This window comes from Anoxybacillus amylolyticus, assembly GCF_001634285.1.
In the GTDB taxonomy this organism is placed as follows: domain Bacteria; phylum Bacillota; class Bacilli; order Bacillales; family Anoxybacillaceae; genus Anoxybacteroides; species Anoxybacteroides amylolyticum.
In genome coordinates this window covers 369,768-382,393 of the sequence record NZ_CP015438.1, presented here as the reverse complement: position 1 = coordinate 382,393, position 12,626 = coordinate 369,768, and the positions used below count along the sequence as shown (strand labels likewise).

13 protein-coding genes are annotated in these 12,626 nt (G+C 46.3%); all 13 read right to left on the bottom strand.

Annotated features, from left to right (window positions below; all coding sequences use genetic code 11):
• Positions 1 to 85 precede the first annotated feature (85 nt).
• Positions 86 to 343 carry a sporulation transcriptional regulator SpoIIID gene (spoIIID, locus tag GFC30_RS01925; RefSeq protein ID WP_027407999.1) on the bottom strand — a complete coding sequence of 86 codons (258 nt, stop codon included), beginning with the start codon at positions 341 to 343 and terminating at the stop codon, positions 86 to 88.
• Between the two features lie 274 nt (positions 344 to 617).
• Complete coding sequence (locus tag GFC30_RS01920) at positions 618 to 1,484, bottom strand: stage II sporulation protein SpoIIQ (protein ID WP_066322660.1); 867 nt, start codon at positions 1,482 to 1,484, stop codon at positions 618 to 620.
• A gap of 121 nt (positions 1,485 to 1,605) precedes the next feature.
• Positions 1,606 to 2,625: a stage II sporulation protein D gene (gene spoIID / locus GFC30_RS01915; RefSeq protein ID WP_066322659.1), complete on the bottom strand. Its 1,020-nt coding sequence runs from the start codon at positions 2,623 to 2,625 to the stop codon at positions 1,606 to 1,608.
• A gap of 142 nt (positions 2,626 to 2,767) precedes the next feature.
• Entirely contained in the window at positions 2,768 to 3,811 is a 1,044-nt protein-coding gene (locus tag GFC30_RS01910; RefSeq protein ID WP_066322658.1) for a coiled-coil domain-containing protein, read from the bottom strand.
• 116 nt (positions 3,812 to 3,927) lie between these two features.
• Entirely contained in the window at positions 3,928 to 5,229 is a 1,302-nt protein-coding gene (gene murA / locus GFC30_RS01905; protein ID WP_066322657.1) for a UDP-N-acetylglucosamine 1-carboxyvinyltransferase, read from the bottom strand.
• 31 nt (positions 5,230 to 5,260) lie between these two features.
• On the bottom strand, positions 5,261 to 5,995 hold the full coding sequence (locus GFC30_RS01900; protein ID WP_066322656.1) for a YwmB family TATA-box binding protein: 735 nt from the start codon (positions 5,993 to 5,995) through the stop codon (positions 5,261 to 5,263).
• Positions 5,996 to 6,111: 116 nt separating this feature from the next.
• Positions 6,112 to 6,351 (bottom strand): DUF1146 family protein, encoded by a 240-nt coding sequence (locus GFC30_RS01895; RefSeq protein ID WP_066322655.1) that lies wholly within the window; start codon positions 6,349 to 6,351, stop codon positions 6,112 to 6,114.
• Between the two features lie 63 nt (positions 6,352 to 6,414).
• A complete protein-coding gene (gene nuoN, locus GFC30_RS01890) occupies positions 6,415 to 7,923 on the bottom strand; it encodes an NADH-quinone oxidoreductase subunit NuoN (protein WP_066322654.1) in 1,509 nt (502 codons plus the stop codon).
• A gap of 4 nt (positions 7,924 to 7,927) precedes the next feature.
• Complete coding sequence (locus GFC30_RS01885; RefSeq protein ID WP_066322653.1) at positions 7,928 to 9,454, bottom strand: NADH-quinone oxidoreductase subunit M; 1,527 nt, start codon at positions 9,452 to 9,454, stop codon at positions 7,928 to 7,930.
• Complete coding sequence (nuoL, locus tag GFC30_RS01880; RefSeq protein WP_066322652.1) at positions 9,454 to 11,304, bottom strand: NADH-quinone oxidoreductase subunit L; 1,851 nt, start codon at positions 11,302 to 11,304, stop codon at positions 9,454 to 9,456. Before nuoL ends, GFC30_RS01885 begins: the two co-directional genes overlap by 1 nt.
• A gap of 70 nt (positions 11,305 to 11,374) precedes the next feature.
• Positions 11,375 to 11,689, bottom strand: coding sequence for an NADH-quinone oxidoreductase subunit NuoK (gene nuoK, locus GFC30_RS01875; RefSeq protein WP_066322651.1), 315 nt, complete (start codon positions 11,687 to 11,689; stop codon positions 11,375 to 11,377).
• Complete coding sequence (locus tag GFC30_RS01870) at positions 11,689 to 12,198, bottom strand: NADH-quinone oxidoreductase subunit J (protein WP_066322650.1); 510 nt, start codon at positions 12,196 to 12,198, stop codon at positions 11,689 to 11,691. Before GFC30_RS01870 ends, nuoK begins: the two co-directional genes overlap by 1 nt.
• Positions 12,195 to 12,614 carry an NADH-quinone oxidoreductase subunit NuoI gene (nuoI, locus tag GFC30_RS01865; protein WP_066322649.1) on the bottom strand — a complete coding sequence of 140 codons (420 nt, stop codon included), beginning with the start codon at positions 12,612 to 12,614 and terminating at the stop codon, positions 12,195 to 12,197. The genes GFC30_RS01870 and nuoI overlap by 4 nt, the downstream gene beginning before the upstream one ends.
• Positions 12,615 to 12,626: the final 12 nt, after the last annotated feature.

Sequence of the window (12,626 nt, the reverse complement as noted above, 5' to 3'; positions counted from 1 at the left end):
TCAAATTACTCCTAATTAATTATTTTATCATAGGTATATCGGAATCTGATACTATTTTTATAAGAAAAAAGCAAGGAAGAAGTATTTATTGAATCGTTTCTTTTTTATATTTCTTCTTTGTCGCCTCCCCCCCACGCAAATGACGAATGGATTTATGGTAATCAAGAATTTCTTTCACTTCATTCGCCAGCTCTGGGTTAATTTCCGGCAGCCGCTCGGTTAAGTCTTTATGAACAGTACTTTTGGAAACGCCAAATTCTTTCGCGATGACGCGAACGGTTTTCCTCGTCTCCACGATATACTTTCCAATCTTGATAGTACGCTCTTTGATGTAATCGTGCACACCACTCGCCCTCCCTAAGTTGGATGTGAGAAGTGTGAAATGAGACTCGTTTCGTCGATGATCAAAAGCACTTCCTCTTGTTCATTTGAAAAGCATCTTCGGCTTTATTTTTGCGCGATGGACGATCCCCACCTCAAACACTCCCGCTAGTTGATAAGTTTGTAACATTTTATTAAGCAATTGGTACATATATGCCAAAAATGTTGTAGAGGCGAGCGTTTTTTGTGAAAAAAGAAAAGCAGCATCAAGCGTTCGTACTTGATGCTGCGCGCTGTTACGCTTTCGCCATGCCAATCGAAGAATCTGGCATGTTGTAAGAAGAGTCTTGGTGTGTATTGTTATCATCTGTCGATTGGTCATCGGACGATTCATCTTGCGTTTGGTCGTTTGTTGAATGGCTATTGTGTTCGCTTTGTTTTTCATTTGGTGCGTTTTCGTTTGATGCGTTCGACTCTGTCAAGGATGTGACTGGTTTATCGACATAGTCTAGCGGGTTAACCGGCTTGCCGTTTTGGCGAATTTCAAAATGGACGTGCGTTCCTGCCTCTTTGTTAAAGGCGCTTTGTCCAGCTTTGCCGATAATTTGCCCTTGTTTCACCGCATCTCCTGCTTTTACTTCGATGCTTGCAAGCGATTGATAAACCGTTAAGACACCGTTATTATGGTCAATTTCGACGACATAGCCTAAAATTGGGTCTTTTTCCGCCTTTGTCACCGTTCCACTTAAAGAAGCAGTTACGTCAAACGGCCGATTATCTTTCATCCCAAGATCGATGCCACGGTTTGGATGATACGTATTATTATAAAAGACGAGAGCTGCTTCTTGTTCTTCTTTCGATGCGGCATAATCGTAAAACGGTGTTTTAATTTGAACCGTATTTGGATCGAGCACTGGCATCGCAACATGCTCTACGGCTTCATTAACTGGGATGGATTCGTCTTGTTTGGACGGTGTCCCTTCTTGGCCGTATTGATACTCATCTTTTGGCTGTACATCTTTGCTATGCTGGAACCAAAGCACTCCCGCTAAAATGACCGCGGCACTTGTTAAATAAATAGCCGGAAATACCCAACGCTTGCGCAACGCACGTTTGAAACTTGGTTTTCGTAGAGAAGGTTGTTTCTTTTCTTCCTCTCTCATTGTTCATCACCTCAGCAACCATTTTGAACAGAAAGAGGAAAATCTATACATAAAAACCGTTATTTTTTGAAAAAAATCGATTTTTATACACAAAAAAAGCAGCTCTCCTAAAAGAGTCTGCTTATCTTTTCGCCGTCAACCGGTTTAAAAACGCCGTTGCGGATGAAACGTTGACGCCGCGGTAATAATATCGGACGATGTCTTTGCACGTTTTCCCTTGCTTTGCTAAAAAGTTTGCCCCGTATTGGCTCATGCCAACCCCATGTCCATATCCTTTCGTCGTAATGACAATCTCCTCTCCTTTTCGCACCCACGTAAAATCAGTCGATTTTAACCCCAATTTTTCACGTATTTCTCTCCCGGTGAGTTGCTTTCCGCTAATATCAACCACCGCCACTCGCTTGCCTGGCGTCCGCGACACGATGACGCCTACCGACCCGTCGTTTGGCAGCTTCACTCCTAACCGTTGTTCAAACTCTGCCACGGACATCGCGGTTTGATGATAAAATTTAGGTGATTGTTTATCCCATGGGCTCGCAACACTTTTTAAATACGGAAAGTCGTTTTGCCAGTACGCTTCGGAGTTTTCTGTAAAGCCGTTGCTTGTTGAGAAAAAAGCGGCTTCAATCGGAGCGTTGTTGTACGTGATGATTTGACCTTGTGTTTCTTGCACTGCTTTTACGATGCGCTTCATTTTCCAGTCGTAGTCCGATCCCCATTGCTTCCTTAGTTCTTCGTCGCTATAGTACACTTGATGCATCACCGTGTCCGTGACGTTGGCGCCTTTTGGAAGTTCGATTGGTTGGTCGCTGAGCATTTGTTTGACAATGTACGTGCGGGCGGTGAGCGCTTGCGCTTTTAGCGCCTCTAGCTCAAAATCGGCCGGCATTTCGGCTGCGACGACCCCTATGACATACTGCTCTAGCGGGATGTGCTCGATTCGTTTTTCTTTGCTTCGATATACCGCTACTTCGACATCTGGACCCGCTTGTTTCGGTTGTATGCTCGGCTTAGGTTGTAGCGCTTCGATCAACGACCCGCTTGTCTTTTCGTGAAAGGGGATGACGAGCAATGTCGGAATGAGTAATACAACGATGAATAAAAGCGACCCGAGTGCGAGCAATAATTTCAGACGTTTCATTTTGCGCCCCCCAATATGCAATTTTAACGCGCACTTTCCTGCTCGTTATTACATAGTGTATGGGCTTGGACAAGTATATATGACAAATTGTTTCCGGGAAGAAAATTGGCAAAAAAAAAGAACCCGTTGGGAGTTCGTGTCGTCATTGAATTCGAGAAGCCAGTAGCTCGATTACTTCTCGGTGCTGCTCGTCGACCCGCTCTAATTGTTTGAAGTGGCTTCTCATTTCGGTTTTCGTATTTTCTATTTCGCGCATTAGGCTGCCATAATAAAACGCAAGCTCTTTTCTCATTTCGTATTGCTCGGTTGCTAACGTTTGAACTGTTTGGTCCATTTGGTGAACTTTTTCGTTCGTTTGCTGCAGGTGTTCGTCGAGTTTTTCGACTTTCTCGTTGGTCAATTGCAGCTGAACTCCTAGCTTCTCTACTTTTCCGTCCGTCTGTTGCAACCGTTCGTCCAGCTTTTCCACTTTCTCGTTGGTCAATTGCAGCTGAACTCCTAGCTTCTCTACTTTTCCGTCCGTCTGTTGCAACCGTTCGTCCAGCTTTTCCACTTTCTCGTTGGTCAATTGCAGCTGAACTCCTAGCTTCTCTACTTTTTCGTCCGTCTGTTGCAACCGTTCGTCCAGCTTTTCCACTTTCTCGTTGGTCAATTGCAGCTGAACTCCTAGCTTCTCTACTTTTTCGTCCGTCTGTTGCAACCGTTCGTCCAGCTTTTCCACTTTCTCGTTGGTCAATTGCAGCTGAACTCCTAGCTTCTCTACTTTTCCGTCCGTCTGTTGCAACCGTTCGTCCAGCTTTTCCACTTTCTCGTTGGTCAATTGCAGCTGAACTCCTAGCTTCTCTACTTTTCCGTCCGTCTGTTGCAACCGCTCGTCCAGCTTTTCCACTTTCTCGTTGGTCAATTGCAGCTGAACTCCTAGCTTCTCTACTTTTTCGTCCGTCTGTTGCAACTGCACTGCCAGCTGTTCTACTCGTTCGTTCGTTTGCAGGAGCTGTTGTTCAAATTTTTCTTGCTTAGCAGCTAGCGCGTTGATTTCTTGACGCATTATTTGTTGTTCCGACGCTAAAGTACGGATATCTTCTCGCATTTCATGTTGTTCTTTCCGAAAAGAACTCATTTCACTTTCTAACCGATCAAAGCGCTTATTCATTTGCTCCATAAACTGCTGAAGCAACGCCTCCATCCAATCCCTCCTCTCCGATAGGCATTTTTCTTTTTATTTTATCACAACTTGTCTATTTTTGTAAAAAAGAAAAAACGACCTTTCGCTGCGGTTGCAACGAACAGTCGCTTTCGTCATTAGTTGAGGTCGGTTACTTTTGCCGCTTCCCATACCGTTTCTTCTTCGCGGACGCGCTCAATGTCTGCGCCAAGCGCCGCTAGTTTTTCATGGAAGCGCACGTAGCCTCTGTCTAAATGTTTTAATTCCGTCACCCGCGTATATCCTTCCGCGACAAGTCCCGCCAAAATTAACGCGGCAGCGGCTCGTAAATCGGTAGCCGCCACTTCCGCCCCTTGCAAATTGCAAGGACCGTTAATAATGACCGACCGCCCTTCAATTTTAATATCGGCGTTCATGCGGCGGAATTCTTCGACGTGCATAAAGCGGTTTTCAAATACCGTTTCCGTAATCATGCTTGTTCCTTCTGCTTTTAACAATAATGCCATCATTTGTGACTGCATATCAGTCGGAAACCCTGGATGTGGCATCGTTTTAATATCGACCGCTTTTAATGTTTCTGGACCGATGACTCGAAGACCGTTTTCTTCTTCGATAATGATGACGCCCATTTCTTCCAGCTTCGCCACGAGCGAACTTAAATGTTCTGGAACAGCTCCTTGCACAAGCACGTTTCCGCCTGTAATTGCCGCTGCGACCATGAACGTCCCTGCTTCAATTCGATCGGGGATGACCGTATGCACGGCACCACGTAAGTTCGGCACACCTTCAATGCGGATAGTGCCTGTTCCAGCACCGCGCACTTTCGCGCCCATTTTGTTCAAAAAGTTCGCCAAATCGACAATTTCTGGCTCTTTTGCACAGTTTTCAATCACGGTCGTTCCTTCCGCTAGCACCGCCGCCATCATAATATTTTCCGTCGCTCCGACGCTTGGAAAATCAAGGTAAATTTTCGCACCGCGCAACCGCCCGTTCACTTCGGCGTCAATGAACCCATTGCCCACTTTCACCGAAGCGCCCATCGCTTCAAACCCTTTTAAATGCTGGTCAATTGGCCGCGAACCAATCGCGCAGCCGCCTGGAAGCGCCACACGAGCGCGCCCTTTTCTCGCAAGCAACGGTCCCATCACTAAAACGGAGGCACGCATTTTGCGTACGTATTCAAACGGGGCTTCTAATTTCAGCTCTCGGGATGCATCTACAACAACGCGGTTTCCTTCGATCACAACATCTGCGTTTAAATAACGCAATACTTCCGTAATTGTATATACATCGGAGAGAGCAGGAACGTCATGAATGACACTTTTTCCTTCACTTGCTAATAAGGTTGCGGCGATAACAGGCAAAACGGCATTTTTCGCTCCTTCGACTTTCACGGTGCCGTTTAACCGGTTTCCGCCACGGACGATGATTTTTTCCAAGGTATTCCCCTCCGCGTCCAAATTCTCTATATTAATATTCAATTGTAATGATTGGGGTTCCAACCACAACGGTCGTTTGATCGCCCAATCCCGTCTTTCGTAAAGCAAGCTGAATGTTCATTGGATGAGTGTTGGTCGGAAGAACGTTCTCCCACTGCCTAGTATATGCAGAAACGGAAACAAACGCGTCTTCCGTAAGCGCCTCAATCGGCGCAGCGTGGAATGCATGTAAAAGATGGTAAGCTTGTTTTAACAAAACACCTTTCATCTTACCATTGAATTCCCCTTTTACACAAGAGAAAAATGCAGGTTGTTTCATCAAGAGTTGTGATGACCTTTGGCTTATGATTTGACCAATGTTTTTCTGCACGGTTTCGCTCCAACCAAATCCCTTTAATTCATAGAGGATGTACGTTTGGGGCTTTTCGTTTGCGACGGTAGTGACAAGTTGAATTTTTTCTTGCATCGAGGAATGTACATAACTGCCTGTCGCCCGTTGAACATGGCGATCTGTTTCCATGGTCCATTGAAACATCGGAAAAGTTCGTTTCCATTCGTCCACTTTTTTCACAAAATCGGAATGATTTTCGATTGTTTGGGCATACTCCCTTGTGTAAATGGTCCAGTCGTTGATCGATGCGCCGTTTTGTTGCAATACGGAAGCGATTGTTTTTATCTCTTTTATCGGTTCTGTCTCTTGTGCTTTGCTAAAATGTCCAGTCGTGAAAATAAGAAAAATGAGCATTGCCATCCACGTTTTTTTCATCTTTCTTCCCTTCCTCTCCTTAGCTGTTATTGTTGCCACATTGGCAACGAACATACGCGCAACTGCTCGACAAAATTCGAAGAGGAAGTTTCTCTTTTTAACAAAAAATGGAGCGATTATTCGCCCCGAAATAAAAACGGCAATTGTTTCGACCAAAGAAAATAATCAAGGAAAAAGTTGCTGACAGTAGAGCCAATCGCAATCGTCAGCAACACATAAAAGACGCGTGCTTGCAAGATGCGGTTTGGTTTTATTATTTTCTCTAACTGAACGCCTTGCAACGTCCACCACGTGAGCGCAAAAAAGAAAAGGTGGGAAATAATACTTAGGAGCGCTTGTTGTCCAACTCCTGTCATGTCGTTGCCTCCTTCCCTCAAGGGAAATATGAAAAAAAGAAGGGGGGAAGCCCCCTTCTAGCGTTAGCGAAGGAAATCGCTAAAGTGATGAAACTTGTCTAAAAATGCATACAACCATCCCGGCATCATCCCGAAAAGAAGCGTGCCAAACGCACAAACTGCAATGACAATCGTTGCTCCAATCGGCACGCTAAACGACTCGTGATGCGCTGCCGGACGGAAGAAGATTTGCGTAAACAATCCGAAATAATAGACGTACGATACGACGGTTGTTGCAATCATCACTGCCGCTAGCACGTAATGCGCCGGCTCGGTAGCGAACGCCCCTAAAAAGATGTGCGCTTTTCCGATAAATCCCGCTGTCCCTGGAATGCCGGCAAGCGATAGTAAGAACACGCCCATCATGATCGCTAACAGTGGATTGCGGCGATAAAGCCCTGCAAATTGGCTGATGTCTTCGGAGCCACTTTGGTCGGTGACCGTCTGCAAGATCGCAAACGCCCCTAAATTCATGAACAAATACGCTGCTAAATAAAACCACATCGAATCAACCATCACAAACGACAACGATGCAAAACCAACTAACAAATAGCCGGCATGGGCAATGCTTGAGTAGGCGAATAGTCGTTTTACGTTCCGCTGTTTTAGCGCCACCGTATTTCCAATAACCATCGTAGCACCCGCTAAAAAGGCGATATAGTCTTGCATCGATAACAGCATCGATGACGGTTCGTCTCCTTGCGATAACGCCGCTGCAAAAATCGAAATAAACAAACGAAGCACGATGACAAAGCCTGCCGTTTTCGATACAACGCTTAAAAAAGCGGTCACCGGCGTCGGTGCGCCTTGGTAGACGTCTGGTGCCCACATATGGAACGGTGCGGACGCTAATTTAAACGACAAGCCGACAAGCATAAGCAAAAACGCCAATGCCAACACATATTGATGCCCGCTATCTTGCAATGTGCTTAGCTGCATCGCAATTTTTTTCAAATTCGTCGAGCCGGTCAAGCCAAACACATAGCTCATTCCAAATAGCGTAATCGCCGTCGAAATCCCACCGCTAATGACATATTTCATTGCCGATTCGTTCGACAGCGAATTTGTTTTCCGCAAACCAGCTAAAATGTAAGAAGAAATCGACAACAACTCCAAGCCGACAAACAGCGTAATTAAATCACCGCTTGATGTCATCACCATCGCCCCAAGAAGCGCGGTCAAAAATAAGTAGTAAAACTCGCCTTCGTATTTCATGCCTTCTTTCGGACAATAGTCAAGCGAAAGCAACAATACAAGTGCGGCTCCTCCCAATAGTAACAGCTTAAACGCTTTTCCGAACGCATCAAGCCGGAACGTATCATGTAAAATCGATGTCGTATCGACCGATAACAGCCCAACAAGCGAAACAATCGCGACAATGACCCCAGCGACGGCAAACCATCCAAGCGGACGACGGCTTTGGCGATTTGGCATGAACAGGTCGATGAGCGAGAGCGCAGTCGCAACGCCGAGAATGATAAATTCGGGCGCCATCACTCCCCATTTATAATGCAATAACGTTTCCCATGTCATGCGCTTACCCTCCTAACCCGTTCATCATCATTTGAATCGTCGCAGCGAGCGGTTCCGCAAGCATTTGCGGATAGACGCCAATGAAAACGATGCAGCCGATTAAAACGAGAACCGGAACTAATTCTACTGCACTTATATCTGCTACTTCCGCCACCCCGCGCGCTGTAGCACCGTACGTCATATTCAATACCGCCCGCAATAAATACACCGCCGTCATAATAATACCGAGCGTCCCGACCGCCGCAAGTGCCGGATTTGTTTTAAACAAACCTAAAAAAGCCGTGAATTCGCTAATAAACCCAGACATGCCTGGCAAACCTAACGACGCCATCGCTCCTGCCAATAGAAATCCTGAAACAAGCGGCATCGCTTTCGAAAGCCCACCTAAGCGGTTAAGCATCGTGGTCTGCACGCGCTCATACATAATGCTAACAAGCAAGAACAATAGCGCAGAAATTAACCCGTGCGAAACAACTTGGAAAATCGCTCCTTGAATGCCTGCTTCATTTAACGCCCCAAGACCAATCAACACAATTCCCATATGGGAAATACTTGAATACGCCAAGACCATTTTAAAATCCTCTTGGACGAACGCAAGAAACGCTCCGTACAATAAGTTAATGACCCCTAAAATGGCGATGAACGTCGCAAAGCGTTCAAACTGCTCTGGGAATAAGCCCATGCCAAACCGAATTAAACCGAACGCCCCGATTTTCAATAGCACACCCGAATGCAACATAACAATTGATGGCGGCGCCTGCACGTGCACGCGCAACATCCAGCTATGAAGCGGCACAATCGGTAGCTTCACCCCGAACGCAATAAGCAAGGCGATAAATAAGCCGTACCGTAAATCATTCGAGAGTGGCGCAAGCATTTGCGAAGCTCCTTCGCCGCCGCGCAACATGTCTTGCAATGCCGCAATATTGGACGTGCCAGTACGAGCAAATAAGATTAAAATGACAAGCAATAAAATCGCTGACCCGATTCCGTTATACAACAAGTAGCTGTATGCCGCTTTTTCTTTTTCGAAATAGCCCCATTTTCCGATTAGGAAAAACATCGGAACGAGCGTAATTTCGAAGAAAAGGAAGAACAAGAAGAGATTTCCGGCCACAAATACGCCAAGCATCCCGATCTCCAGCAGCAAAAACAGCATGAAATACCCTTTCCATTCTTTTTTAATATGAATGGAAGCAATCGCAGCGAGCGTCGCCAACAATGCCGTAAGAACAATCATGACAAGGGCAAAGCCGTCGACTGTCAATTCGTATGGAATTGCGTAGGCAGATTTCGGTAAAAACGAATAGTTTCCAAACTGAAGCCACGCATGTTTTTCCGACAGCCGGCTAAGGTCATAGCCTCGCAAATATTGACTAAACGCAAACAGCGCTAACAGAAGCGACGGAAGCGTCGCCAAAAAGCCAAGTAATTTAATCGTCTGCTCTTGTGTTTTTGGCACAAATGCTAACAATCCGATACCGAGCAGCGGGGAGAAAACGAGCAACGAAAGAAAATACGTGTCATGCATTATAAATACCCCCCTGTGAACGCAAGAATGACGACAAGAATCGTCAGACCGATAACGGTCACCGCACCGTACATTTGGACTTGGCCGTTTTGTAGTCTAGATCCGATCGTTCCCATCGCTTTCACAAACGCTGCTAGCAAGTTGGCCAAGCCTTCAACGAGAAAGCGGTCGATATATTGCAAAAATAAGCTGAACACTTTCGTCGCATAGCCGACTGTAATCGTATAAAGTTCATCCACGTAATATTTATTCCATAGCACTTGGTACATCATTGGCATTCTTGCGCTAAGCCAATCGCGAGCAAGCGACTTTTTCCCGTACATCAGCCACGCCAAGAAAATACCCGCAAGCGATATCGCAGTCGCTACAACCATAATCCACGCTGGTGCATCTTCATGTCCAGACTCCCCAGTAAGGAAATCGCCTAAAAACGTCCCGAACCATGGCGTGTTGATATACCCTGCGACAACGGCTAACACACCAAGCACGATCATCGGTACGGTCATCACTGCTGGCGACTCATGCACCTCATGCGCTTCCCCGCGCACGTTTCCGCCAAAGACGAGGAAAAAGAGACGGAACATATAAAATGCCGTGAAAAACGCGGCAATAACCGCAAGCCAGAACAATACCGGATGCCCGTGCTGCCAAACGGCAACTAAAATTTCGTCTTTACTGAAAAAGCCCGATAAAAGCGGAACGCCGCTAATCGCTAACGTACCGATGAGAAATAGCGGCGCGGTCAACGGCATTTTGCGCCAAAGTCCGCCCATTTTCTCAATATCTTGTGTATGGACAGCATGAATGACACTTCCGGCTGCTAAAAAGAGAAGTGCTTTAAAAAAGGCGTGCGTCGTTAAGTGGAAAATTCCTGCGACATACCCACCAGCTCCAAGGGCAAGCATCATATAGCCGAGCTGGCTGACGGTAGAGTACGCCAACACCCGTTTAATATCTGTCTGCACTAAGCCAATCGACGCCGCAAAAACCGCCGTAAACCCGCCGATAACCGCAACGGTCAACATCGCCGTTTCGCTCGCTTCGTATAGCGGAAAAAGCGATGCGACTAAATATACCCCTGCCGCCACCATCGTCGCCGCGTGGATAAGCGCCGATACGGGCGTCGGGCCTTCCATCGCGTCTGGAAGCCACGTATGAAGCGGGAATTGCCCGGATTTGCCGACCGCTCCGACGAAAATAAGAATCGCCGAAATCGTAACAAGCGTACCCGATATTTTCCCAGCATGAAGCGCGGCAAAAATGTCGCTATATTGGAAGCTTTTCGTTTGCCAAAACAACAAACTCATGCCAATTAATAACCCAACATCGCCGATGCGCGTCATAATAAACGCTTTTTTTGCAGCAGCTTTCGCTTCTTCCTTATAAAAGTAAAATCCGATCAAAAGGAAAGAACCAAGCCCGACTAGTTCCCAGAAAATGTACGTTTGCAATAAGTTGGCGGAGAGAACAAGACCGAGCATCGCAAACGTAAACAATCCTAAATAGGCGTAAAACACTGGGAACCGCTCATCCCCGTGCATATACCCTTTCGAGTACATATGTACAAGAAAGCTGACGAGCGAAACGACGACAAGCATAAGCGCGTTTAACGGAGTGACGGCAAAGCCAGCCGTTATGTCCATCTTGCCGATTGTAAACCAAACGTGCTTCGCTTCGTACGTCGGTTCATGGAAGCGCGCAAACAGCACTGCGACTGCGACGAGGAACGAAAGGAACGTCGCCGCCATGCCAACATAGGCGCTTGCTTCTTTCAGCCGTTTTCCGACGACAAGCAACAGCAAAAAGGAAAGAAGCGGAAAAAGCGGTATAATCCAAGCATTTTCCATCATGAATATCACTATCCCCTTTTTGTCAAAGGGCCATTCGCCCTCTGTCATTTTCAACCTTTGAATTGTCCAATTAGTGCTTCAACGAATCGATGTCGTCGATGTCCACTGTTTTTTTATTGCGATATAGCGCCATTAAAATCGCCAGCCCCACGGCCGCTTCCGCCGCAGCAACCGTAATCGTAAAAAGCGAGAAAATTTGCCCTGTAATACTTGGATGGACACCGTATTTACTGAAGGCGACGAGGTTAATATTAACGGCATTGAGCATTAATTCAATGCAGATGAGCACAATGACCGTGTTTCGTTTCGTCAATGCCCCGTACAATCCGATACAAAATAGCATTAACGCTAATACAAGGTAAGCTGACATTGGAACGGTACTCATCATCTCTCCCCCTCGTCTTCTTTTTTCGCTAGCACAATTGCTCCGACGAGTGCTACAAGTAAAAGAACCGATGTAATTTCAAATGGAATAAGATAGTTCGAATAAAGCGCAACCCCGATTTGTTCCGTGTTTTTTTCATGGAGATGCATCGCTTGTTCACCGAAGTCTAAACGATAAATACCAAGATACACCGAGGCACCAAACGCCAATACTGCCAACGCAGTGAGCGACTTCCGCACAAATCCGCCTGTTGTCGATCTTCCATCTTCTTTCGGGCGGGTTAACATAATGCCAAATAGCATAATAATCGTAATCGCGCCTGAATAAATTAACACTTGCACCGCAGCGACAAACTCTGCCGACAATAGCACATACACCCCGGCGATGCTGACAAACGTAAACACGAGCGACACGAACATATGCATGACTTTCGTCGTGTTCAACATAAGGACACCGCCGGCAATCGCAACTAATGCGAGCCCTAAAAACGCGACATATTCTCCGCTCACGGTTTATTCCCCTTTCGCACATTCGTATCATTTTCGTCCAGCCATTCTAAGTTTTTAAATAGGGCATCGCGGCTATATTCCGCCAACTCGAAGTTGTTCGTCATGACGATTGCTTCGGTCGGACATACTTCCGTACAAAGATCGCACAAAATGCAAATTTCGAAATTGATGTCGTACGTGTCAATGATTTTCCCTTTTTTCGTCGGATCGGGATGTTTTTTGCCGGTCAGCTGAATACAGTTTGTCGGGCAAATCGTCGCACATTGGTTACAGACGATGCATTTTTCCGGATAAAATTTTTGAATTCCGCGAAACCGGTCCGGAAGCGCGAGCGGCTCGTTCGGATAGTCGTAGGTGACTTTTTGTTTCGTTAAGTTTTTGAGGGTGTACTTTAACCCTTTCGCTAAGCCGAGCACGATATTCCCCCC